Source organism: Pseudomonas sp. UF-293 (assembly GCF_058245595.1).
In genome coordinates this window covers 37427-62252 of record NZ_JBSICA010000002.1, presented here as the reverse complement: position 1 = coordinate 62252, position 24826 = coordinate 37427, and the positions used below count along the sequence as shown (strand labels likewise).

The following is a 24826-nucleotide window of genomic DNA, read 5'->3' as shown; positions in this document are numbered from 1 at the left end:
CAGATTCGCAATTCAGCGAAGCGTTACAGTCGACCCAGATCGTTGACCAGAGCAAGCAACATCACCCCGACCACCAAACTGATACCGATCTGTATCCCCCAACCTTGCACCCGATCCGACAAGGGGCGACCACGCACCCACTCGATCAGATAAAACAACAAATGCCCCCCATCCAGTACAGGAATGGGCAGCAAATTCAGAACGCCCAGGCTAATACTCAGATAAGCAAGGAAATTCAGGAAATCAGCGACGCCCGACTGGGCAGAAGCGCCCGCCACTTTAGCAATGGTTATCGGTCCACTCAAGTTTTTTACCGAGAGCTCGCCGAACAGCATTTTCTTCAGTGAATCCAGCGTCAGAATGCTCATGGTCCAAGTGCGACGGGCGCCCTCGCCAATCGCGGCCAGCGGGCCATAACTGACCTCGCGGATCATTTCCGGCGGCCAATCGATAGCTTTCACGCCAGCGCCCAGATAACCGCTTGGCGCTTTGCTTTCACCGCGCGCCGCCAGCGTCACAGGGACGTCGATTTGAGCACTGTCGCGCTCGACGCGCAGCATGATTTTGGTATCAGGACGCGTACGAACGGTATCGACCACTTGTTGCCAGTCATCCAGCGGCTGACCATCAAGCGCCAGCAAGCGATCGCCGGTTTTCAGCCCCGCCGCCTGAGCCGGGCCTTTCGGATCGAGCTCGGCAAGCACCGGCGGCAAGGCCGGACGCCAGGGACGGATACCCAGCGAGCGAATCGGATCCGGCTCGTCGGCACCTTTGAGCCAGTTATCCAGTGCCAGCGTGCGCGGCGATTCTGCCGTCGAACCCTGCTCGCGCACCAGCAATTGAATTGCACCGCTCTCACCGAGACGACGCACCAGTTGCAGATTGACCGCAGCCCAACCCGAGGTCGGCTCGCCATCGATCGAGACAATCTCCTGGCCAGCGTTCAGACCCGCCTTGGCGGCAATGCTGCCAGACTCGACCGCGCCGATGACCGGACGCACCTGCTCGCTGCCGAGCATCGCCAAGACCCAGAAGAACACTAACGCCAGCAGAAAGTTGGCAATCGGACCGGCAGCGACAATGGCAATACGCTGACGTACCGATTTGCGATTGAACGACTGATCGAGTTGATCAACCGGCACCTCGCCTTCGCGCTCGTCGAGCATCTTGACGTAGCCGCCCAGAGGGATCGCGGCGACCACGAACTCGGTGCCTTGCTTGTCGTGCCAGCGCAGCAGCGGCATGCCGAATCCCACAGAGAACCGCAGAACCTTGACGCCACAGCGACGCGCGACCCAGAAGTGGCCGAATTCATGGAAGGTGACCAGCACACCCAAGGCGATCAGGGTGCCGGCAATCATATAGAGCGCGCTCATCTACTTTCTCCGCAATCCTGTTCAGTGTCGCGTGTCGCCGTTGCGTTACAAAAAACTATCGGCCGTGCCGACTCAACCACTGCTCAGCCAGCACTCGCGCTTTGGCATCCGCCGTAAACACGGCATCGAGGTCGCTCAGCGCCACCACCGGCTCCAGATTCAAAACTTCCTCGATGATACTCGCGATTTCCAGGTAGCGAACCCGTCCGTCGAGAAACGCCGCCACGGCCACTTCGTTGGCTGCGTTGAGCATCGCCGGCGCGCTGTCACCAGCTTCGGCCGCCTGCCGAGCCAAACGGAGGCAGGGGAAGCGGCTTTCATCGGGCGCCTCGAAATCCAGTCGCGCGATGGCGAACAGATCCAGTGGCGGAACGCCGGAATCGATCCGCTCAGGCCAGGCCAGGGCGTTGGCGATCGGTGTGCGCATGTCCGGGTTACCCAACTGCGCCAGCACCGAGCCATCGACATAATCGACCAGGGAGTGGATCACGCTTTGCGGATGAATCACCACTTCGACCTGAGCCGGTTTGGCATCGAACAACCAGCAGGCTTCGATCAACTCAAGGCCCTTGTTCATCATGCTCGCCGAATCTACGGATATCTTGCGCCCCATGGACCAGTTCGGATGCGCGCAAGCCTGTTCAGGCGAAACATCTGCCAGCTCGGCCATCGGCGTCTGCCGGAAAGGACCGCCAGAGGCTGTGAGCAATATCCGCCGCACACCCACCGAGCTCAAGCCGCGCGCGAAATCCGCGGGCATGCACTGAAAAATCGCGTTGTGCTCACTGTCGATCGGCAGCAGTACCGAACCGCTCTTGCGCACGGCCTGCATGAACAGAGCGCCGGACATCACCAGCGCTTCTTTGTTGGCCAGCAGAATTTTCTTGCCCGCCTCCACCGCAGCCAGCGTCGGACGCAAACCCGCCGCACCGACAATGGCCGCCATGACCGCGTCGACTTCAGGCGCGGAGGCAACCTGACAAAGGCCCTCCTCGCCCACCAGGACGCGAGTCGGCAAGCCGGCTGCACGCAAGTCATCCTGCAACCCACGCGCGGCGGGGCCTTCGGGCACCACCGCAAACTGCGGCACATGACGAACGCACAGCGCGAGCAATTCGCCAAGACGGGTGAAACCACTCAATGCAAAAACCTGATAACGCTCTGGATGACGGGCAATCACATCCAGAGTGCTCAGACCGATCGAACCGGTCGCACCCAACACGGTAATCTGCTGGGGACGACTCACGGCGCAGCCATCCAGAGCAATACGGCGAACACCGGAATGGCTGCGGTCAGACTGTCGATGCGATCCAGCACGCCGCCATGACCGGGCAGCAGATTACTGCTGTCCTTGATGCCGGATTGACGCTTGAACATGCTCTCGGTGAGGTCACCGACCACGGAAATGAAGACAATCACCGCAGCGCCGATCAAGCCTTTGAGCAGCTCGGCCACGGTCCAGTCGCGCACCAGCCCGACAATCGCAGTAATCACCAGACTCAGCGCCAGACCACCGTAGACGCCTTCCCAGCTTTTGCCCGGGCTGACGTGCGGCGCGAGCTTGCGCTTGCCGAACTTGCGCCCGGAGAAGTAAGCACCGATGTCCGCGCCCCAGACCAGCACCATCACGGCCATGATCAACCAGTTGCCCAACGGATATTGCTTGATCTGCACCAGGCCCTGCCACGCAGGCAGCAGGATCAGCAGGCCGATCAGCAGCTTGGTCGCCGCCGTGGACCAATGCGCGCTGGAGCGTGGATACGTCAGCACCAGATACGTAGCAACCGCCCACCAGATCACCGATGCACCGAGCACCCAGGGAGCAAGCCCCGGCAGCACATACATGACGAACAGCATCAGAGCGACCACGGCAGCAAAACCGACGCGGAACGACTGCGCGGTAAAGCCCGCCAGACGCGCCCATTCCCAGGCACCGAGGCTGACTACCAGACCGATGAACAGCGCGAAGCCGGCACCTTTGAGCAGGAAAAACCCGCACAAGGCAATCGGCAGCAGGATCAGTGCAGTGATGATTCGTTGTTTAAGCATTAAACCCGGGCTCCAGCTTCGACCTGTTCGCTCGTTTTACCGAAGCGACGCTGGCGCGAAGCGAAATCGGCCAGCGCGGTGCGCATGGCGTCGTGTTTGAAGTCCGGCCAGAACAGGTCGGAGAAGTACAACTCGGCGTAGGCCAGCTGCCACAGCAGGAAGTTGCTGATGCGGTGCTCGCCACCGGTACGGATGCAAAGGTCAGGCAACGGCAGATCGCCGGTAGCCAGGCAGGTCTGCAGCAGATCCGGAGTGATGTCTTCCGGGCGCAAGTGCCCGGCCTGGACTTCACGTGCTAGACGCTGCGCGGCCTGCGCGATGTCCCACTGGCCGCCGTAATTGGCAGCAATCTGCAGAACAAAGCGGTTGGCACCGACGGTCATGGCCTCGGCTTCGCGCATTGCCGCCTGAAGCTCAGGGTGGAAACGCGAGCGATCACCAATGATGCGCAGGCTGATGTTGTTGTCGTTAAGGCGCTTGGCCTCACGACGCAGCGCCTTGAAGAACAGGTCCATCAAGGCGCTGACTTCATCGGCCGGGCGCTGCCAGTTTTCACTGGAGAAGGCGAACAGGGTCAGGACTTCGACCTTGGCCTCAGCGCACACCTCGATCACCGCCCGCACAGCATCCACGCCCGCTTTATGCCCGGCGACACCCGGCATAAAGCGTTTTTTCGCCCAGCGATTATTGCCATCCATGATGATCGCGACATGGCGCGGCACCGCGGACGGCGCAGTCTGCTTGGTCTTGTCCATTTAAAGCTCGACCCTTATACGGCCATCAGGTCTTTTTCTTTCTCGTCCGTGGCCTTGGTGATCTGGGCCTCGGATTCCTTGGTCAGCTTGTCGATATCAGCGATGGCACGACGTTCTTCGTCTTCACTGATTTCCTTGTCCTTGACCAGTTTCTTCAGCTCGCCCAAGGCATCACGACGGATGTTGCGCACAGCAACGCGCGCGTCTTCCGCTGCGCTGCGCGCCTGTTTGGTGAAACCTTTGCGCGTTTCCTCGGTGAGGGCCGGCATCGGGATCAGCAGCAACTCGCCCAGGTTGGTCGGGTTGAGGTTCAGCCCGGCGCTCTGGATCGCCTTGTCGACGGCAGCGAGCATGTTGCGCTCGAAGGCCACGACCTGCAGGGTGCGCGAATCTTTCACGGTGACGTTGGCAACGCCGCTCAGCGGAGTGTCAGTGCCGTAGTAAGGCACCATGACGCTGCCGAGGATGCTCGGGTGAGCCTTGCCGGTACGAATCTGGCCGAACGCGTGGTTCAGAGATTCCAGGGATTTCTGCATACGCGCTTGGGCGTCTTTCTTGATTTCGTTGATCATTGTTGGCCTTCCTCGATCAAAGTCCCTTCAGCGCCGCCGTGCACAATGTTCAGCAGGGCGCCGGGCTTGTTCATGTTGAATACGCGCAGCGGCATCTTGTGATCGCGGCACAGGCAGATAGCAGTCAGATCCATTACGCCCAGCTTGCGATCCAGCACTTCATCATAAGTCAGATGATCGAACTTCTCGGCATGCGGGTCTTTGAACGGGTCTGCGGTGTACACGCCATCAACCTTGGTGGCCTTGAGCACAACGTCGGCGTCGATTTCGATTGCACGCAGGCAGGCTGCCGAATCCGTGGTGAAGAACGGATTGCCGGTACCGGCCGCGAAGATCACGACGTCTTTGGAGTTCAGGTGGCGCATGGCTTTGCGGCGATCGTAGTGATCGGTCACACCGACCATGGAAATGGCCGACATGACGATAGCCGAGATATTGGCACGTTCCAGCGCATCGCGCATGGCCAGGGCGTTCATCACAGTGGCCAGCATGCCCATGTGGTCGCCTGTTACCCGATCCATACCGGCTTTGCTCAGGGCTTCGCCACGGAACAGGTTGCCACCACCGATCACCAGACCGACCTGCACGCCAATGCCGACCAGTTGGCCGACTTCCAGCGCCATGCGATCCAGCACCTTAGGATCGATCCCGAACTCTTCCGAGCCCATCAGGGCCTCGCCGCTAAGCTTGAGTAGAATGCGTTTATAGCGAGCCTGATAACCACTGCCCTGCTGAGCCATTGCGAATCTCTCCTGCGGCGTATTTAAAATTCTTTGCGAGCTGTTTACAGCTGGCGTTCACTCTAGCTTGGCGCTGCTGCAGCGCCATCGGAACATGGCTTTGTAAGTCAGTTCCGGGTGGAAACCAAATAAAAAATTGGCACCCCATCTGAAAAGAGGCTGCGCGCGTGAGCGGGCAGCCTCTTTCGGGCGACAGTTGAAAAACCGTCTTATTGCTTGGCGGCAGCCAGCTGGGCAGCAACTTCTTCAGCGAAGTTGTCGACCGGCTTCTCGATGCCTTCGCCTACTTTGAAGTAAGTGAAGGAAACGATTTCTGCGCCGGCTTTCTTGGCCAGCTCGCCAACCTTGACTTCAGGGTTCTTGACGAACGCCTGCTCGACCAGGCTCGCTTCTGCCAGGAACTTGCTGATACGGCCCTTGACCATGTTCTCAACAATGTTTTCTGGCTTGCCTTTGATCTTTTCTTCGTTCAGCTGCAGGAACACAGCTTTCTCACGCTCGATCGCTTCGTCGGAGACTTGCGAAGGCAGCAGGAACTCAGGGTTGCTTGCAGCAACGTGCATAGCGATGTCTTTGGCCAGCTCGACGTCACCGCCTTTCAGGACAACAGCAACACCGATCTTGTTACCGTGCAGGTAAGTGCCGACAACGTCACCTTCTACGCGTACCAGACGACGGATGTTGACGTTCTCGCCGACTTTGGCAACCAGAGCTTCACGAGCCGATTCCTGAGCGGCGATCAGCGGAGCTGCGTCGGTCAGTTTGTCGTCGAAAGCTTTTTCTACGCTGGCAGCAACGAAGTTCTTGAAGTCGTCTTGCAGGGCCAGGAAGTCGGTCTGCGAGTTGACTTCCAGCAGCACGGCTGCCTTGTCATTCGATTTGATGGCGATTGCGCCTTCAGCGGCAACGTTGCCGGCTTTTTTCGCAGCCTTGATCGCGCCCGAAGCACGCATGTCATCAATGGCTTTTTCGATGTCGCCGTCAGCCTTTTCCAGGGCTTTCTTGCAATCCATCATGCCTTCGCCGGTACGCTCGCGCAGTTCTTTGACCAACGCTGCAGTAATTGCTGCCATTTTCAAATTCCTCTTGGATAGGTTTTCAACCATTCCACCCGATCGAACGGGCGTTCAATTCTTCCCGAACCACCCATGTTGGCTGCCGCACATGACAAATACAGACGTGGGCGCCGACAAATGGTTTTCGAGGTGGCAAAAAGGGGGCCAAGCCCCCTTTTTGCTTACTGAGTCAACGCCAGGGGCGTCGATTACTCAGCTGCAGCCTGAGTTTCTTCAGCTGCGAATTCAACAGTACCGCCAGCAACATTGTTGCGACCGCGGATAACTGCGTCAGCCATCGAACCCATGTACAGCTGGATAGCGCGGATGGCGTCATCGTTGCCTGGGATGATGTAGTCAACGCCTTCCGGGCTGCTGTTGGTATCGACAACGCCGATGACCGGGATGCCCAGCTTGTTGGCTTCGGTGATCGCGATGCGCTCGTGGTCAACGTCGATCACGAACAGTGCGTCTGGCAGACCACCCATGTCCTTGATGCCGCCCAGCGAACGATCCAGCTTCTCAAGATCACGGGAGCGCATCAGCGCTTCTTTCTTGGTCAGCTTGGCGAAAGTACCGTCTTCGGCTTGAACTTCAAGGTCACGCAGACGCTTGATGGAAGCACGAATGGTCTTGAAGTTGGTCAGCATGCCGCCCAACCAGCGGTGATCGACGTACGGCGAACCGCAACGTGCTGCTTCTTCAGCAACGATCTTGCCAGCGGAACGCTTGGTGCCGACGAACAGAATCTTGTTTTTGCCCTGGGCCAGACGCTCTACGAAAGTCAGAGCTTCGTTGAACATTGGCAGGGTTTTTTCAAGGTTGATGATGTGAATCTTGTTACGCGCGCCGAAAATGTACTTACCCATTTTCGGATTCCAGTAACGGGTTTGGTGACCGAAGTGCACACCGGCCTTCAGCATATCGCGCATGTTGACTTGGGACATGATAGTTCCTTGATAAGTCGGGTTTGGCCTCCACGTATCCCAATGACCAACCAGAGGCATAAAGCCCAAGGCACCCAGGTCATCGTGTCGACACGTGTGTGGATTTAAGCTTTTCGGGGCATACCCGGAAAGCGGCGCATTTTATACCACAGGGTGCGCAGAAACGGAACCCGGAATCTGTATTCGCACCAGTGACATGGGCGCAGCCCCCTTGGAATCGGCTCGATGGGCACCATTGTATAGGCACAAGCCAGACATGCAGACGCGGATTTGCGCCTCCCGTCTGGTAGAATCGCGTTTTTCAGGGTCGCAAAATGTACGCTTGCCACCCAATTCGTATCCGTAAGCGCCGCCGAGCGCAGAGAGAGCCTGTATGACCGTCAACCTCAAAACCCCCGAGGACATCGCTGGCATGCGTGTCGCCGGCAAACTGGCCGCCGATGTGCTGGAAATGATTGCCGAACATGTCAAACCGGGCGTGACCACCGATCAGCTCAACCAGATCTGCCACGACTACATCGTCAATGTGCAGCAGGCCATCCCCGCCCCGCTCAACTACAAGGGCTACCCGAAGTCGATCTGCACATCGATCAACCATGTGGTCTGCCACGGCATCCCGAACGACAAACCACTGAAGAATGGCGACACCCTGAACATCGACGTCACGGTGATCAAGGACGGCTACCACGGCGACACCAGCCGCATGTTTCACGTCGGCGAAGTGCCGGTCTGGGCCGAGCGCCTGTCGCAAGTCACCCAGGAATGCATGTACAAGGCGATCGAGATCGTCAAACCCGGCTGCCGCCTTGGCGACATCGGTGAAGTGATCCAGAAGCACGCGGAAAAGAACGGATTCTCGGTCGTGCGCGAGTTCTGCGGCCACGGTATCGGCAAGGTCTTCCACGAAGAACCGCAGATCCTTCACTACGGTCGCGCCGGCACCGGCATGGAACTGAAGGCTGGCATGACCTTCACCATCGAACCGATGATCAACCAGGGCAAGGCCGACACCAAGGTGCTGGGCGACGGCTGGACCGCGATCACCAAGGACCGCAAGCTCTCGGCCCAGTGGGAACACACCCTGCTGGTCACCGACACCGGCTACGAGATCTTCACCTTGCGCAGCGATGACACCATCGCGCGCATCTCGGCCTGACACCCAGAACGTTCCCAGCCTATAGAAGGAAAGCCAATCGATGCCGCAGGTGGATCCCGAACTCTTCGACCGCGGTCAGTTCCAGGCTGAACTGGCCCTCAAAGCGAGTCCCATCGCGGCGTTCAAGAAGGCGATCCGCCAGGCCCGGGAGGTCCTCGACACACGTTTTCGCAATGGCCGCGATATCCGCCGCCTGATCGAGGACCGCGCCTGGTTTGTCGACAACATCCTGCAAAAGGCCTGGGAGCAGTTCAACTGGAGCGAAGACGCCGATATCGCTCTGGTGGCAGTGGGCGGCTACGGTCGCGGCGAGTTGCACCCGTATTCCGACATTGATCTGCTGATTCTGCTCGACAGTGCCGACCACGAAGTTTTCCGCGATTCCATCGAGCGCTTTCTGACGCTGCTGTGGGACATCGGTCTGGAAGTCGGCCAGAGCGTGCGCTCGGTCGACGAATGCGCAGAAGAGGCCCGCGCCGACCTGACGGTGGTCACCAACCTGATGGAAAGCCGCACCATCTGCGGCCCCGAGCGTCTGCGCCAGCGCATGATCGAAGTGACCAGCACCTCGCACATGTGGCCAGCCAAGGAATTCTTCCTCGCCAAGCGTGCCGAACAGAAGGCTCGCCACCACAAATACAACGACACCGAGTACAACCTCGAACCCAACGTCAAAGGCTCGCCCGGCGGCCTGCGCGACATTCAGACCATTTTGTGGGTGGCCCGCCGGCAGTACGGCACCCTGAACCTGCGCGCCCTCGCCGGCGAAGGGTTTCTGGTCGAAAGCGAAAACGCCCTGCTCGCCTCCTCCCAGGAATTCCTCTGGAAAGTGCGCTACGCCCTGCACATGCTCGCCGGCCGCTCCGAAGACCGCTTGCTGTTCGATCATCAGCGCACCATTGCCGGCCTGCTCGGTTTTGAAGGAGACGACGCCAAACAGGCGGTCGAAAACTTCATGCAGCAGTATTTCCGCACGGTGATGAGCATTGCCCAGTTGAGCGATCTGATCATCCAGCACTTCGAGGAAGTCATCCTCGCCCCGGAAGACGAAGCGCCGCCGCAACCGATCAATTCACGCTTCCAGCTGCATGACGGCTACATCGAAGCGCGCAATGACAATGTGTTCCGCCGCACGCCGTTCGCCATGCTGGAAATTTTCGTGCTGATGGCCCAGCAGCCGGAAATCAAAGGCGTGCGCGCCGACACCATTCGTCTGCTGCGCGAGCACCGGCACCTGATCGACGACAACTTCCGCAACGATATTCGCAACACCAGCCTGTTCATCGAATTGTTCAAGTGCAAGATCGGCATCCACCGCAATCTGCGGCGGATGAACCGCTACGGCATTCTCGGGCGCTATCTGCCGGAGTTCGGCTTTATCGTCGGGCAGATGCAGCACGACCTGTTCCACATCTATACGGTCGATGCGCACACGCTGAATCTGATCAAGCACCTGCGCAAACTGCAGTACACCCAGGTTTCGGAGAAATTTCCGCTGGCGGCCAAGCTCATGGCCAAGCTGCCCAAGCCTGAGCTGATCTACATGGCAGGCCTGTACCACGACATCGGCAAGGGCCGGCACGGCGATCACTCGGAGATCGGCGCGGTCGATGCCGAGGCGTTCTGCCAGCGCCATCAGTTGCCGGTGTGGGACAGCCGCCTGATCGTCTGGCTGGTGCAGAACCATCTGGTGATGTCCACCACTGCGCAGCGCAAGGATCTGTCCGACCCACAGGTGATCCACGACTTTGCTCAGGCGGTCGGCGATGAAACGCGCCTCGACTACCTCTATGTGCTGACCGTGGCCGATATCAACGCGACCAACCCGACGCTGTGGAATTCATGGCGCGCCAGCCTGTTGCGCCAGCTCTACACCGAAACCAAACGGGCCCTGCGCCGGGGCCTGGAAAATCCGGTGGACCGCGAAGAACAGATTCGCCAGACGCAAAGTGCGGCGCTGGACATCCTGGTGCGCGGCGGCACCGACCCGGACGACGTCGAGCAACTGTGGGCGCAATTGGGCGATGACTATTTCCTGCGCCACACCGCCGGCGATGTAGCCTGGCACAGCGATGCGATCCTGCAGCAACCGGTCGATGGCGGGCCGTTGGTGCTGATCAAGGAAACCACCCAACGCGAGTTCGAGGGCGGCACGCAGATCTTCATTTATGCACCGGACCAGCACGATTTCTTCGCCGTGACCGTGGCAGCGATGGACCAGCTCAACCTGAACATTCACGACGCCCGGGTCATCACCTCGAGCAGCCAGTTCACCCTCGACACCTACATCGTGCTCGACAACGAAGGCGAGTCGATCGGCGACAACCCGACGCGGATCAAGCAGATCCGCGAAGGCCTGACCGAAGCCCTGCGCAACCCGGACGACTACCCGACGATCATTCAGCGCCGGGTGCCGCGTCAGCTCAAGCATTTTGCCTTTGCCCCGCAGGTCACCATTCACAACGACGCCCAGCGTCCGGTGACCGTGCTGGAACTGACCGCGCCTGACCGGCCGGGCCTGCTGGCGCGGGTCGGAGGGATTTTCCTCGAGTTCGACCTGTCGCTGCAGAACGCCAAGATTGCGACCCTGGGCGAGCGCGTGGAAGACGTGTTCTTCATTACCGACGCACACAACCAGCCGCTGTCCGATCCGCTGCTGTGCAGCCGCTTGCAGGACGCGATCGTCGAACAGCTGAGCGTCAATCAGGAACCGGATATCAAGCTTTCGCGGATCAGTATCTGAATCAATGAATTTTCCCTGTCGGACCGACCAGCGCCAATGACAGCCTGACAATGAAATCCTGTGGGAGCGAGCCTGCTCGCGAAGCGGTCATTCGGCACACACCAATGTTGAATGAGCCACCCTCTTCGCGAGCAGGCTCGCTCTCACAGAGCTCGTTCCAGGCTGATATTGCGCCGGGCCCTCCGACATCGACCGAGGCCCCCATGAACAACGCTCTGAACCAGCTCCAGCCGTACCCGTTCGAAAAGCTCCGCGCCCTGCTCGGCAGCGTTACGCCTAACCCGGACAAACGCCCGATCGCGCTGTCGATTGGCGAGCCGAAACACCGTTCACCGAGCTTTGTCGCCGAAGCGTTGGCGAACAATCTGGATCAGATGGCGGTATACCCGACCACCCTCGGCATTCCGGCCCTGCGCGAAGCCATCGCCGGCTGGTGCGAGCGGCGCTTCGGTGTGCCGAACGGCTGGATCGATCCGACGCGCAACGTGCTGCCGGTCAACGGCACCCGTGAAGCGCTGTTCGCCTTCACCCAGACCGTGGTCAATCGTGGCGATGATGCGCTGGTGGTCAGCCCCAACCCGTTCTATCAGATTTACGAAGGTGCGGCGTTCCTCGCCGGGGCCAAGCCGCATTACCTGCCGTGCCTCGATGCAAACGGCTTCAATCCGGACTTCGACGCGGTAGCGCCGCAGATCTGGCAGCGCTGCCAGATTCTGTTCCTGTGCTCGCCGGGCAATCCGACCGGCGCGCTGATTCCGGTCGAGACCCTGAAGAAACTGATCGCCCTCGCGGACCAGTACGACTTCGTGATCGCCGCCGACGAGTGCTACAGCGAACTGTACTTCGACGAACAGACCCCGCCGCCCGGCCTGCTGAGTGCTTGCGTCGAACTCGGCCGGAATGACTTCAAGCGCTGCGTGGTGTTCCACAGTCTGTCCAAGCGCTCCAACCTGCCGGGCTTGCGTTCGGGCTTCGTTGCCGGCGATGCCGACATCCTCAAAGGCTTCCTGCTCTACCGCACTTACCACGGCTGCGCGATGCCGGTGCAGACTCAAATGGCCAGCGTCGCTGCGTGGAATGACGAAGTGCACGTGCGCGCCAACCGTGCGCTGTATCGCGAGAAGTTTGATGCAGTGCTGAACATTCTCAGCCCGGTGCTGGACGTGCAGCGCCCGGATGGCAGCTTCTATCTGTGGCCGAACGTAAAAGGCGATGACGCGGCGTTTTGCCGTGATCTGTTCGAACAGGAGCATGTGACCGTGGTGCCGGGCTCGTACCTGTCTCGCGATGTCGATGGTGTCAATCCGGGGGCAGGCCGGGTGCGCATGGCGCTGGTTGCGCCGCTGGCAGAATGCGTCGAAGCCGCCGAACGGATTCGTGATTTCATCACCCGCCAGAAGTGAGCCCGGAGCGCTTGCGGCAGAACTCCTGCTGCAAGCGCTCAAGCGGTTATTTGACCTGTCCCAGCTTGGCCTCGCTCAAATCCAGTTCCCCGAGCACTTCTCGCAACACATCATCACCAATCTGGTGCTGACGACTGAGGCTGTACAGTTCCAGGCGTTGCGCGCGCAGCGCTTTCAACCGCAGTCGCCGTTCAAGCAGGTCCATCTGGAATGCCAGCGCCTGGGCTTCGGCAGAATCGTTGAAAACGTCGAGTTGATGGCGATATTCGGACATGATCCGCGCCTTGAGCTCCGCCGCCAGCGCCGCTTGCGCAGCATCCTGCGGCACGACTTCTTCGGTCTCCAGCGAATGGATCGCTGCTTCGGCAGTCTTGCGCCAGGCATCGCGCACTTCCTGACGACGCTTGTCGTCGGGACTTTTGTCGATGCCGCGCAGCAGCAAGGGCAGCGCGATACAAGCCGAGACCAGCGACAGCAGAATCACTCCGGCGGCAATGAAAATCAGCAAATCACGCTCGGGAAACGCATCGGCGCCGATCAGCATCGGCACCGACATCACACCCGCCAGCGTGACCGCCCCGCGCACACCGCCCACCGTCAGCAACCAGCATGAACGCGCCGTCGGCACTTGCGTGAGCTCGCCCTTGCCGCGCCATCGGCGAAACAACACCGACAGGCGCCAGATGCTTTGCACCCAGATGAACCGCAGCAGCACCAGTGCCACAAAGATCGCCAACACATCGAGACAGCGATAGAACAGCGTCGGCCACAAGGTTGGTTCGTGGCTGACCACGGCTTTGATGATGTCTGGCAATTGCAGGCCGAGCAGCAGGAAGATCAAGCCATTGAACGCAAATTCGAGCAGCGCCCAGACACTGCGATTGAGCAAGCGCGTGCTGGTCTGGCGTGGCAACAGATCGAGCCAGCTCTGCATCATCCCCGCCGCTACCGCCGACAGAATCCCTGAAGCACCCAAACGTTCGGCCAATACATACGCAGCGAACGGCAGGAGCAACATGAACACCACATGAGTGGCCGGATCGTCCCAGCCCCGGGCGATCATCCACGCGCGCAGGCGCCCGACCAGCCAGCTCAACGCTACGCCGACCGCCAGACCTCCCAGCGCCACCGCGACGAATGTCAGGCTGGCATTGGTCAGCGAGAACACGCCCGTGACCGCCGCAGCGAGGGCGAACTTGAAAGTCACCAGGCCCGAGGCGTCGTTCATCAGCGCCTCGCCTTGCAGCATGTGCATCAGCGGCGTCGGCAAGCGGTTCTGCGAAATCGCTGAAACTGCGACGGCGTCGGTCGGCGACAAAACCGCTGCCAGGGCAAAGGCCACCGGCAACGGAATCGTCGGCAACAGCCAATGAATGAAATAACCGGCACCGACCACGGTGAACAGAACAAGGCCAACGGCCAGGGTCAGGATCGGTCCGCGCAATTGCCAGAAGGCGCGTTTGGGCATGCGCCAGCCATCGGAAAACAGCAGTGGCGGCAAGAACAGAAACAGGAACAACTCGGGATCGAGGGCGACGTGCAGGCCCAACGTCGGCCAGGCGAGCAAGGCACCGGCGGCGATTTGCACCAGCGGCAACGGCAGCGGGATGACCCGCCCGACCAGGCGCGAGACGCTGACCAGCATCAGCAGGATGAGGACGGTGTAAGCAGTTTGCATAAAACCAAAATCTCAGGCGATCGACAGCGTTGAACTGCCATATTAGCGCCTTAGGCTGTGGCTGACCGTTGCACCTATGTCGCAGCCCTCGCTTTTGTAGGAGCTGCGGAACGCTGCGATCTTTTGATCTTTGAAAACAAGATCAAAAGATCGCAGCCTCGTTTCACTCGTCAGCTCCTACAGGGGTTTTGCATTGCCAAATCGACCTGAGGCGCCGCGAAACCGTCCGGTCATGGCATAATCCGTCACCATTTTTTTCCAGCACCTGTAAAGGGGGCGATTCCTTGGCCGTTTCAAGTAAAACGTTGCACCTTTTCGGCATCAAAGCCTGCGACACCATGAAAAAGGCGCGCACCTGGCTCGATGAACACGCTGTCAGCTATGACTTTCACGATTACAAGACTGCCGGCATTGACCGTGAGCACCTGACCCAATGGTGCGACGAGCACGGCTGGCAAACCGTGTTGAACCGCGCCGGCACGACCTTTCGCAAGCTCGACGACGAACGCAAAGCCGATCTCGACCAGTCGAAAGCTATCGATCTGATGCTCGCACAACCCTCGATGATCAAGCGCCCGGTGCTCGATCTCGGTGACCGAACCCTGATTGGCTTCAAGCCAGATATCTACGCGGCCGCTCTGAAGTAAGCAGCCCGTCACTCTTTGTAGAGGTATTCACATGTCCCATTCCCTGTTCAGCATCGCCTTTGGTGTCGGCACCCAGAACCGTCAAGGCGCATGGCTGGAAGTGTTCTACGCACAGCCACTGCTCAATCCTTCGGCTGAACTGGTCGCAGCCGTCGCGCCGATCCTCGGTTACAGCGAAGGCAACCAGGCCATCACCTTCACCACCGCCCAGGCAGCGCAACTGGCTGAAGCCGTGAAAGGCATTGACGCTGTGCAAGGCAAGCTGCTGACCCGCCTGGCCGAAAGCCACAAGCCGCTGGTCGCCACTTTGCTGGCAGAAGATGCACAACTGACCTCGACACCTGAGGCGTACCTCAAGCTGCATCTGTTGTCGCACCGTCTGGTCAAACCGCACGGCGTGAGCCTGGCCGGCATTTTCCCGCTGCTGCCGAACGTAGCGTGGACCAGCCAGGGCGCGATCGACCTCAGTGAACTGGCGGAAATGCAACTCGAAGCGCGTCTGCGCGGCGAGCTGCTGGAAGTGTTCTCGGTGGACAAGTTCCCGAAAATGACCGACTACGTCGTACCGGCCGGCGTGCGTATCGCTGATGCCGCTCGTCTGCGTCTGGGTGCCTATGTTGGCGAAGGCACCACCGTCATGCACGAAGGTTTCATCAACTTCAACGCCGGTACCGAGGGCCCGGGCATGATCGAAGGCCGCGTTTCCGCTGGCGTCTTCGTCGGCAAGGGTTCGGACCTGGGCGGCGGTTGCTCGACCATGGGCACTCTGTCGGGCGGCGGCAACATCGTGATCAAGGTCGGCGAAGGCTGCCTGATCGGCGCCAACGCCGGTATCGGTATTCCGTTGGGCGACCGCAACACTGTCGAGTCGGGTCTGTACGTGACCGCCGGCACCAAGGTTGCGCTGCTCGACGAGCACAACAATCTGGTCAAGGTTGTGAAGGCGCGCGAGCTGGCTGGTCAGACTGATCTGCTGTTCCGTCGCAATTCGGAAACCGGTGCGGTGGAATGCAAGACCCACAAATCGGCGATCGAACTGAACGAAGCGCTGCACGCTCACAACTAAGCGCTTCAGACCTGTTGGAGCGATCTGCTCGCGAAGCTTTTGGCGTCCTCAAGAACGCTTTCGCGAGCAGGCTCGCTCCCACAAGGTCTGGCGTACACCCCGCCCAATTTCACAGGGCTGAACACATGATGATCCCCTCCCCCTGGCGCGCCGATTTCCCGGCCATCGCCGCGCTGCAACGGCAAGACCAGACCTATCTGGACAGCGCCGCCACCACGCAAAAACCACAAGCCCTGCTCGACGCACTAACGCATTACTACGCCAACGGCGCGGCTAATGTGCACCGTGCGCAACACTTGCCCGGCGCTCACGCGACGCAAGCGTTCGAAGACAGTCGGCGCAAGGTTGGCCAATGGCTGAATGCCGGTGACAGCGGTCAGATCGTCTTCACGCACGGTGCCACCAGTGCGCTGAATCTCCTCGCCTACGGTCTTGAACATCTTTTCAATCCGGGCGATGAGATCGTCATCAGCGCTCTGGAGCATCACGCCAACCTGCTGCCGTGGCAGCAACTGGCAAAACGGCGCAATCTGAAACTGGTGATCCTGCCGCTGGATGCCGAAGGCCTGATCGATCTCGCCGCTGCCGTGCATCTGATCGGCCCGCGCACACGTTTATTGGCCGTCAGCCAATTATCCAACGTGCTTGGTGCCTGGCAGCCACTGACCGCCTTGCTCGGCATGGCCAAGGCGCAGAACGCGCTGACTGTAATCGATGGCGCCCAAGGCGTGGTGCATGGTCGGCATGACGTGCAGGCGCTGGGTTGCGACTTCTATGTGTTTTCCAGCCACAAGCTCTACGGCCCCGATGGCCTCGGCGTGCTGTTCGGGCGCAATACTGCGCTGGAGCAGTTGCAGCCATGGCAGTTCGGCGGCGAGATGGTGCTCGACGCCAACTATCAGGATTCGCGCTTCCGTCCGGCGCCGTTGGGGTTCGAGGCCGGCACACCGCCGATCGCCAGTGTCATCGGCCTCGGAGCCACCCTGGACTACTTGGCCGGTTTGGATCAGGACGCCGTATCTGCCCATGAAGCGGCACTGCACGACTATCTGCTGCGCGGCCTCGCCGCCCGCAATGGCATTCGCCTGCTCGGCAAGCCGGAATTGGCGCTGGCCAGTTTTGTCGTCGAAGGCGTGCACAACGCCGATCTGGCGCACCTGCTCACCGAACAAGGCATTGCCGTGCGCGCGGGGCATCACTGCGCCATGCCGCTGATGAAAAGCTTCGAACTGGCTGGCGCGATTCGCGTGTCGCTGGCGCTGTATAACGACTCGGAAGATCTGGAGCGCTTTTTCGAGGCGCTGGATCAGGCCCTGGAGATGTTGCGATGAGCCTGCCGGTGGAAGCGGCCGAAGCGCTGCAGACGTTTCAGACTGCGGCGGGCTGGGAACAGCGGGCGCGGCTGCTGATGCAGTTTGGTGATCGTCTGCCGGCGCTGGATGACGCGCAAAAGTGCGAGGCCAACCGGGTGCATGGCTGTGAGAGTCAGGTGTGGCTGGTCGGTGAGTTGCGCGACGGACACTGGCAGTTCAAGGCAAGCAGCGATGCGCGGATGATTCGGGGATTAGTGGCGTTGCTGCTGTTGCGGGTCAACGGGTTGTCGGTGGCGGAGTTGCAGCAGGTGGATTTGCCGGAGTGGTTCAATCAGTTGGGCTTGTCGCGGCAGTTGTCGCCTTCGCGCAGCAATGGCCTGAATGCGGTGCTCCAGCGGATGAATGAGTTGGCGCGCTAATCGCCTTCGCGAGCAGGCTCGCTCCCACAATTGGAATACGTTTCCCTGTGGGAGCGAGCCTGCTTGCGAAGAAGCCAGCAGCCCCAACATCAAGCCTGAGCTTTTACTCGGTCTGAAGGGCGCCGCACACCCGCCACAATCTTGTCCACAGCCTTGGTCGCCGCGACCATGCCAAATGTCGCGGTAACCATCATCACCGCGCCAAACCCGCCGGCGCAGTCGAGCTTCACGCCGTCGCCGACAAAACTCTTCTGCAGACAAATGCTGCCATCCGGTTTCGGGTAGCGCAGCTGTTCGGTAGAAAACACACACGGCACGCTGTAGTGACGGGTCACGGTGCGGGAAAAACCGTAGTCCCGGCGCAACGTCGAACGGACTTTCGAAGCCAGCGGATCGTTGAAGGTGCGGTTCAGATCGCAGACCTGAATCAGCGTCGGATCGATCTGCCCGCCCGCGCCGCCGGTGGTGATGATCTGGATCTTGCGGCGTTTGCACCAGGCGATCAGCGCCGCTTTGGCATTGACCGCATCGATGCAGTCGATCACGCAGTCGATGTTCGGCGTGATGTATTCGGCCATGGTATCGCGGGTGACGAAATCGGCCACGGCGTGCACCGTGCAATCAGGATTGATCCCGCGCAGACGCTCGGCCATCACCTCGACCTTGGGTTTGCCGACAGTGCTGTCCAAGGCGTGCAACTGGCGGTTGGCATTGCTGACGCAGACGTCGTCGAGGTCGAACAGCGAAATCTCGCCCACCCCGCAACGGGCCATGGCTTCCGCCGCCCAGGAACCGACGCCACCGACGCCGACGATCGCCACATGGGCGGCGCGCAAGCGTTGCAGGCCCTCGATGCCATACAAACGGGCGATGCCTGCAAACCGCGGATCTTCTGTACTCATGACCATTACCCCAAAAACCGGCGCGCATTATAGGGCTACGCGGCGACAAGTTTTAAGCTGCAAGCGACAAGTGTAAGAACTTAAGTCAGAGACGGCTGCCCAATGTCAGGCATTTTCCCGTCAGTTGTACGACTGGTTAACCGCCGGTGTAGGATGCGCGCCCCTCGGGCGTCTATCCGACCGATCCTTCGTTCCACAGCCTTTGGAACCCGAAACAGCTATGTCATCGCGTAAATTTGGACTCAACCTGGTGGTGGTGCTGGCCATCGCTGCCTTGTTCACCGGTTTCTGGGCGCTGGTCAATCGCCCGGTCACGGCGCCGAACTGGCCGCAGCAAATCTCCGGCTTCTCGTATTCGCCATTCCAGCAAGGCCAATTCCCACAGAAGGATCAGTATCCGTCTGACGATGAAATGCGCCGTGATCTGGAAATCATGAGCAAGCTGACCGACAACATCCGGATCTATTCGGTCGACGGTTCGCTGGGAGACATCCCGAAACTGGCTGAAGAATTCGGCCTTCGGGTCACCCTCGGCATCTGGATCAGCCCGGACCAGGAACGCAACGAGCGGGAAATCACCAAAGCCATCGAACTGGCCAACACCTCGCGCAGCGTCGTACGAGTGGTAGTCGGCAACGAGGCGCTGTTTCGTGAAGAAATCACTCCTGAGGCCTTGATCGTTCTGCTGGATCGGGTGCGCGCTGCGGTCAAAGTACCGGTGACCACTTCCGAGCAATGGCACATCTGGGAGAAATACCCGCAACTGGCCAAACATGTCGATTTGATCGCCGCCCACGTCTTGCCCTACTGGGAATTCATTCCGGTGGACAAGGCCGGCCAGTTCGTCTTCGACCGCGCCCGCGATCTGAAAAAACTCTTTCCGAAAAAACCGCTGCTGCTGTCCGAGGTCGGCTGGCCGAGCAACGGTCGCATGCGCGGTGGCGCCGATGCATCGCCGGCAGATCAGGCAATTTACCTGCGCACGCTGGTCAACAAGCTCAATCGCCAAGGCTTCAACTACTTCGTGATCGAAGCGTTCGATCAGCCGTGGAAGGCCAGCGATGAAGGTTCGGTCGGCGCCTACTGGGGCGTGTTCAACGCCGCGCGTCAGCAGAAATTCAATTTCGAAGGCCCGGTGGTGGCGATTCCGCAATGGCGCGTGCTGGCCATCGGCTCGGTGGTACTGGCGCTGCTCTCGCTGACCCTGCTGATGATCGACGGCTCAGCCCTGCGCCAGCGCGGTCGCACGTTCCTGACGTTTATCGCGTTCCTCTGCGGTTCGGTGCTGGTGTACATCGGGTACGACTACAGCCAGCAATACAGCACGTGGTTCAGCCTCACGGTCGGATTCCTGCTCGCGCTCGGTGCACTTGGGGTATTCATCGTCCTGCTCACCGAGGCCCATGAACTGGCTGAAGCGGTGTGGATTCACAAGCGCCGCCGGGAATTCCTGCCAGTGCTGGGCGATTCCGATTACCGGCCGAAAGTGTCGATCCATGTGCCCTGCTATAACGAGCCGCCGGAGATGGTCAAACAGACCCTCGACGCCCTCGCCGCCCTGGATTATCCGGACTTCGAAGTCCTGATCATCGACAACAACACCAAGGACCCGGCGGTGTGGGAACCGGTGCGCGATTACTGCGCAACCCTCGGCCCGCGCTTCAAGTTCTTCCACGTTTCGCCGCTGGCCGGTTTCAAGGGCGGCGCGCTGAATTACCTGATTCCGCACACCGCCAAGGATGCCGAAGTGATCGCGGTGATCGATTCGGATTACTGCGTGCACCCGAACTGGCTCAAGCACATGGTGCCGCACTTCGCCGACCCGAAAATCGCCGTGGTGCAGTCGCCGCAGGATTATCGCGACCAGAACGAAAGCACCTTCAAGAAGCTCTGCTACGCCGAATACAAAGGCTTCTTCCATATCGGCATGGTCACCCGCAACGACCGTGACGCGATCATTCAGCACGGCACCATGACCATGACCCGCCGTTCCGTGCTGGAAGAATTGGGCTGGGCTGACTGGTGCATCTGTGAAGACGCCGAACTCGGTTTGCGCGTGTTCGAGAAAGGCCTGTCGGCGGCGTATTACCACGACAGCTACGGCAAGGGTCTGATGCCGGATACCTTCATCGACTTCAAGAAGCAGCGTTTCCGTTGGGCCTACGGCGCAATTCAGATCATCAAGCGCCACACCCGCAGCCTGCTGCGCGGCAAGGACACCGAACTGACTCGTGGTCAGCGTTATCACTTCCTCGCTGGCTGGCTGCCGTGGGTCGCCGATGGCATGAACATCTTCTTCACCGTCGGCGCGTTGCTGTGGTCGGCGGCGATGATCATCGTGCCGCAACGGGTCGATCCGCCGTTGCTGATTTTCGCGATCCCGCCACTGGCGCTGTTCGTGTTCAAGGTCGGCAAGATCATCTTCCTTTATCGCCGCGCCGTCGGTGTGAATCTGAAGGATGCGTTCTGCGCGGCACTGGCCGGGCTGGCGTTGTCGCACACCATCGCCAAAGCGGTGCTGTACGGTTTCTTCACCAGCAGCATTCCGTTCTTCCGCACACCGAAAAACGCCGACAACCACGGTTTCTGGGTGGCGATCAGCGAGGCTCGCGAGGAGCTGTTCATCATGCTGTTGCTGTGGGGCGCGGCGCTGGGGATCTTCCTCGTGCAGGGCATTCCGAGCAATGACATGCGCTTCTGGGTAACCATGCTGCTGGTGCAGTCGCTGCCGTATCTGGCGGCGCTGATCATGGCGTTCCTGTCGTCGCTGCCCAAACCGGCGGCCAAGGCTGAGCCGGCACCGGTCGTCTAAATCCGCAACGCAGCACTAAACGGCGGCCAATGGTCGCCGTTTTGCTTTAAGATAACCGCCATTTTGCGGGGCTTGGCGTGATAACCGGTCTGATTGACCACCCCTGTCCCTTGTGGGAGCGAGCCTGCTCGCGAAGGCGTTGTAACATTCAACCTTTAAGGTGCCTGGTAGACCGCTTTCGCGAGCAGGCTCGCTCCCACATTAGAAGCCCAAGCTCATACCCCATGATCCCGGAGTTTTCCATGACGGCCCACGCCGACCTATCGCCGACCCTTCAACTGGCCATCGACCTGATCCGCCGTCCTTCCGTGACCCCGGTCGATGCCGACTGCCAGAAGCAGATGATGCAGCGCCTGGGCGATGCCGGTTTCACTCTGGAGCCGATGCGCATCGAAGATGTGGATAACTTCTGGGCCACTCACGGCAACAATGACGGCCCGGTGCTGTGCTTCGCCGGCCACACCGACGTAGTGCCGACCGGTCCGGTTACCGCATGGCAGATTGATCCGTTCAATGCCGTGATCGACGAACACGGCATGCTCTGCGGCCGTGGCGCGGCAGACATGAAAGGCAGCCTGGCATCGATGACAGTCGCCGCTGAACGCTTCGTCGCCGACTATCCGAATCACAAGGGCAAGGTCGCTTTCCTGATCACCAGCGATGAAGAAGGCCCGGCGCATCACGGCACCAAGGCTGTGGTCGAACGTCTGGTCGCGCGCAAAGAGCGTCTGGACTGGTGCATCGTTGGCGAGCCATCGAGCACCACGCTGGTCGGCGATGTGGTGAAAAACGGCCGTCGCGGCTCCCTCGGCGCCAAGCTCACGGTCAATGGCGTGCAAGGTCACGTGGCCTACCCGCATCTGGCGAAGAACCCGATCCACCTCGCCGCTCCGGCGCTGGCCGAACTTGCCGCCGAGCACTGGGACCACGGCAACGATTTCTTCCCGCCGACCAGTTTCCAGATTTCCAACCTCAACTCCGGCACCGGCGCGACCAACGTGATTCCCGGTGATCTGGTGGCGGTGTTCAACTTCCGCTTCTCCACCGAATCGACCGTCGAAGGCCTGCAGAAACGCGTTGCCGATATCCTCGACAAGCATGGTCTGGACTGGCACATCGACTGGGCGCTGTCCGGCCTGCCATTCCTCACCGAACCGGGCGCGCTGCTCGATGCGGTGTCGTCGAGCATCAAGGACATCACCGGTCGCGAAACCAAGGCGTCGACCAGCGGCGGCACCTCCGATGGCCGCTTCATCGCGACCATGGGCACGCAAGTGGTTGAACTGGGCCCGGTCAACGCGACCATCCACCAGGTCAACGAACGGGTGCTGGCAGCCGATCTCGATGTGCTGACCGAAATCTATTACCAGACCCTGATCAAGTTGCTCGCCTGATGCTCGCATGCCCGATCTGCAGTGAACCGCTCAATGCGGTGGACAACGGCGTGGTCTGCCCCGCCGGGCATCGGTTCGACCGTGCGCGTCAGGGTTACCTGAACCTGCTGCCAGTGCAGCACAAGAACAGCCGCGACCCGGGCGACAATCAGGCCATGGTCGAGGCGCGTCGCGATTTCTTGAACGCCGGACATTACGCGCCAGTGGCCAAACGTCTGGCGGAATTGGCGGCCAGTTTTGCGCCGGAGCGCTGGGTCGACATCGGTTGTGGCGAGGGTTACTACACCGCGCAAATCGCCGAGGCTTTGCCCAATGCTGACGGCTACGCGCTGGACATTTCCCGCGAAGCCGTCAAACGCGCCTGCAAGCGCAACCCGGCGATTACCTGGTTGATCGCGAGCATGGCCCGCGTGCCATTGGCGTCAGGCAGTTGCCAGTTTCTCGCCAGCGTCTTCAGTCCGTTGGATTGGGAGGAAGCCAAGCGTCTGCTCAGCGTCGGCGGCGGCCTGATGAAGGTCGGCCCGACTCGCGGCCATCTGATGGAATTGCGCGAACGCCTGTACGACGAAGTGCGCGAGTACACCGACGACAAGCATCTGGCGCTGGTGCCGGCAGGCATGGCGCTGGCACACAGCGAAACGCTGGAATTCAAACTGACCCTGGACAAGCCCGAGGACCGCGCCAACCTGTTGGCGATGACGCCCCACGGCTGGCGTGCCAGTGCCGAGCGTCGTGCGACGGTGATCGAACAGGCCGAGCCGTTCGAGACCACCGTGTCGATGCGCTACGATTATTTCGTTCTTCAATAACTTTGGGTCTCGGGCACAGGCCCGGGGCCGGCTAAATCCGCGAATGGATTTTTCAGACCCGCAGCGAGGACATCCATGCGCCAACCGGACATCGAGATTTACCTGAAAGACGCCGACGTCGACCACAAGGCCATTTCCGCCTGGCTCGGCGCAGCGCTGGGCCCGTGCAGCGACTGGGTGCAGAAAGGCCAGACGTACAAGTGCAAGGCCGGCAATGTGCCGGTGACCTGGCTGCCGAAAGCCGTGGGCAAGTGGAACAGCCTGTACCTGGAAAGCGACCAGACTCCCTGGGACGACGACATTGCCTGCGCCCGCGCAGCCTTTGCCGCACTGAACGTCGAAGTGCGCTGTGCACCGGGGACTTGGGTCGAAGAAGAAGGTGAAGAAACCGCCGATCGCTGGATTCGCATCAGCGAAGACGGAGAAGAAGAGATCACCTGGAAGACCGCCTAACCACGGGCAACGTAGGGCCCATGTGGGAGCGAGCCTGCTCGCGAATGCGCAGTGTCAGCCGATATGAATGGTGACTGATACACCGCATTCGCGAGCAGGCTCGCTCCCACAGTGGTTTTTAGCGTTCTGGAGGTTTGTGTTACAGGCCTACAACGTCTTCCGCCTGCAACCCCTTCTCGCCGGTGATCACCGCGTACTCGACCTGTTGACCTTCAGTCAGCGAGCGGTGCCCTTCGCCGCGAATCGCGCGGTAGTGCACGAACACGTCCACCCCGTCTTCGCGCTGGATAAAGCCGTAGCCTTTGGCGTCGTTGAACCACTTCACGTTGCCGGTTTCGCGTGTTGCCATCTGTTCATACTCCTTTTTTATTATTGAACAGGCTTTTCGCAGGAAAGCCTTTGAGGAACGTCAGCCTGCGTCCGACGTCCATGACAGGGCACCGGCAACAGACCGCCGAGTATATGACAGGTGAAGAAACTCTCAACAGGAGATTACTTCGGCGCTTTTTTGCCGATTTTCAGCGAATCCGTCACACT

At 60.2% G+C, this 24826-nt stretch carries 22 protein-coding genes; 11 read left to right on the top strand and 11 right to left on the bottom strand.

What is annotated here, in order from left to right; all coding sequences use genetic code 11:
• Window positions 1-23: 23 nt before the first annotated feature.
• The 8 genes from rseP to rpsB all read right to left on the bottom strand — a co-directional run bounded on the left by rseP (window position 24) and on the right by rpsB (window position 7494).
• On the bottom strand, window positions 24-1376 hold the full coding sequence (rseP, locus tag AC4IHP_RS02670; protein ID WP_434767867.1) for a sigma E protease regulator RseP: 1353 nt from the start codon (window positions 1374-1376) through the stop codon (window positions 24-26).
• Between the two features lie 55 nt (window positions 1377-1431).
• A complete protein-coding gene (ispC, locus tag AC4IHP_RS02665) occupies window positions 1432-2622 on the bottom strand; it encodes a 1-deoxy-D-xylulose-5-phosphate reductoisomerase (RefSeq protein ID WP_490830817.1) in 1191 nt (396 codons plus the stop codon).
• Window positions 2619-3425, bottom strand: a complete 807-nt coding sequence (locus tag AC4IHP_RS02660; protein WP_460124461.1) for a phosphatidate cytidylyltransferase — start codon at window positions 3423-3425, stop codon at window positions 2619-2621. The genes ispC and AC4IHP_RS02660 overlap by 4 nt, the downstream gene beginning before the upstream one ends.
• Window positions 3425-4180: a polyprenyl diphosphate synthase gene (gene uppS, locus AC4IHP_RS02655; protein WP_016771475.1), complete on the bottom strand. Its 756-nt coding sequence runs from the start codon at window positions 4178-4180 to the stop codon at window positions 3425-3427. Before uppS ends, AC4IHP_RS02660 begins: the two co-directional genes overlap by 1 nt.
• A 14-nt stretch (window positions 4181-4194) precedes the next feature.
• Window positions 4195-4752: a ribosome recycling factor gene (gene frr, locus AC4IHP_RS02650; protein WP_007954771.1), complete on the bottom strand. Its 558-nt coding sequence runs from the start codon at window positions 4750-4752 to the stop codon at window positions 4195-4197.
• Window positions 4749-5492 carry a UMP kinase gene (gene pyrH / locus AC4IHP_RS02645; RefSeq protein ID WP_003222124.1) on the bottom strand — a complete coding sequence of 248 codons (744 nt, stop codon included), beginning with the start codon at window positions 5490-5492 and terminating at the stop codon, window positions 4749-4751. The genes frr and pyrH overlap by 4 nt, the downstream gene beginning before the upstream one ends.
• Before the next feature lie 209 nt (window positions 5493-5701).
• Window positions 5702-6565: a translation elongation factor Ts gene (gene tsf / locus AC4IHP_RS02640; protein WP_460124458.1), complete on the bottom strand. Its 864-nt coding sequence runs from the start codon at window positions 6563-6565 to the stop codon at window positions 5702-5704.
• Window positions 6566-6756: 191 nt separating this feature from the next.
• Window positions 6757-7494 (bottom strand): 30S ribosomal protein S2, encoded by a 738-nt coding sequence (gene rpsB / locus AC4IHP_RS02635; RefSeq protein WP_003222119.1) that lies wholly within the window; start codon window positions 7492-7494, stop codon window positions 6757-6759.
• Window positions 7495-7867: 373 nt separating this feature from the next.
• Between rpsB and map the strand changes: the two genes are divergently transcribed.
• From map to dapC, 3 genes are all read left to right on the top strand, one after another.
• Window positions 7868-8650 (top strand): type I methionyl aminopeptidase, encoded by a 783-nt coding sequence (map, locus tag AC4IHP_RS02630; protein WP_056783207.1) that lies wholly within the window; start codon window positions 7868-7870, stop codon window positions 8648-8650.
• Between the two features lie 40 nt (window positions 8651-8690).
• A complete protein-coding gene (locus AC4IHP_RS02625; RefSeq protein WP_460124455.1) occupies window positions 8691-11393 on the top strand; it encodes a [protein-PII] uridylyltransferase in 2703 nt (900 codons plus the stop codon).
• A gap of 203 nt (window positions 11394-11596) precedes the next feature.
• A complete protein-coding gene (gene dapC / locus AC4IHP_RS02620; protein WP_490830816.1) occupies window positions 11597-12796 on the top strand; it encodes a succinyldiaminopimelate transaminase in 1200 nt (399 codons plus the stop codon).
• 46 nt (window positions 12797-12842) lie between these two features.
• On the opposite strand, the gene AC4IHP_RS02615 is transcribed toward dapC, so the two are convergent.
• Complete coding sequence (locus AC4IHP_RS02615) at window positions 12843-14474, bottom strand: Na+/H+ antiporter (RefSeq protein ID WP_490830815.1); 1632 nt, start codon at window positions 14472-14474, stop codon at window positions 12843-12845.
• Between the two features lie 284 nt (window positions 14475-14758).
• On the opposite strand from AC4IHP_RS02615, the gene AC4IHP_RS02610 reads away from it, so the two are divergent.
• From AC4IHP_RS02610 to AC4IHP_RS02595, 4 genes are all read left to right on the top strand, one after another.
• On the top strand, window positions 14759-15121 hold the full coding sequence (locus AC4IHP_RS02610) for an ArsC family reductase (RefSeq protein ID WP_460124446.1): 363 nt from the start codon (window positions 14759-14761) through the stop codon (window positions 15119-15121).
• Window positions 15122-15152: 31 nt separating this feature from the next.
• Window positions 15153-16187: a 2,3,4,5-tetrahydropyridine-2,6-dicarboxylate N-succinyltransferase gene (dapD, locus tag AC4IHP_RS02605; protein ID WP_460124443.1), complete on the top strand. Its 1035-nt coding sequence runs from the start codon at window positions 15153-15155 to the stop codon at window positions 16185-16187.
• Window positions 16188-16312: 125 nt separating this feature from the next.
• Window positions 16313-17518 (top strand): aminotransferase class V-fold PLP-dependent enzyme, encoded by a 1206-nt coding sequence (locus AC4IHP_RS02600; protein ID WP_490830814.1) that lies wholly within the window; start codon window positions 16313-16315, stop codon window positions 17516-17518.
• A complete protein-coding gene (locus AC4IHP_RS02595) occupies window positions 17515-17919 on the top strand; it encodes a SufE family protein (protein WP_490830813.1) in 405 nt (134 codons plus the stop codon). Before AC4IHP_RS02600 ends, AC4IHP_RS02595 begins: the two co-directional genes overlap by 4 nt.
• An 89-nt stretch (window positions 17920-18008) precedes the next feature.
• Here AC4IHP_RS02595 and tcdA read toward each other — a convergent pair whose 3' ends face one another.
• The gene (gene tcdA / locus AC4IHP_RS02590; RefSeq protein WP_490830812.1) at window positions 18009-18827 is read right to left on the bottom strand and encodes a tRNA cyclic N6-threonylcarbamoyladenosine(37) synthase TcdA; all 819 of its coding nucleotides are present in this window, start codon (window positions 18825-18827) and stop codon (window positions 18009-18011) included.
• A gap of 214 nt (window positions 18828-19041) precedes the next feature.
• Between tcdA and AC4IHP_RS02585 the strand changes: the two genes are divergently transcribed.
• From AC4IHP_RS02585 to AC4IHP_RS02570, 4 genes are all read left to right on the top strand, one after another.
• On the top strand, window positions 19042-21633 hold the full coding sequence (locus AC4IHP_RS02585) for a glycosyltransferase (protein ID WP_110645889.1): 2592 nt from the start codon (window positions 19042-19044) through the stop codon (window positions 21631-21633).
• A 242-nt stretch (window positions 21634-21875) separates the two neighbouring features.
• On the top strand, window positions 21876-23027 hold the full coding sequence (dapE, locus tag AC4IHP_RS02580; RefSeq protein WP_490830811.1) for a succinyl-diaminopimelate desuccinylase: 1152 nt from the start codon (window positions 21876-21878) through the stop codon (window positions 23025-23027).
• Complete coding sequence (locus AC4IHP_RS02575) at window positions 23027-23836, top strand: putative RNA methyltransferase (protein ID WP_460124429.1); 810 nt, start codon at window positions 23027-23029, stop codon at window positions 23834-23836. The genes dapE and AC4IHP_RS02575 overlap by 1 nt, the downstream gene beginning before the upstream one ends.
• Window positions 23837-23911: 75 nt before the next feature.
• Complete coding sequence (locus AC4IHP_RS02570) at window positions 23912-24289, top strand: hypothetical protein (protein WP_115146380.1); 378 nt, start codon at window positions 23912-23914, stop codon at window positions 24287-24289.
• A 139-nt stretch (window positions 24290-24428) separates the two neighbouring features.
• On the opposite strand, the gene AC4IHP_RS02565 is transcribed toward AC4IHP_RS02570, so the two are convergent.
• On the bottom strand, window positions 24429-24638 hold the full coding sequence (locus AC4IHP_RS02565; protein WP_007908870.1) for a cold-shock protein: 210 nt from the start codon (window positions 24636-24638) through the stop codon (window positions 24429-24431).
• Window positions 24639-24826 lie beyond the last annotated feature (188 nt).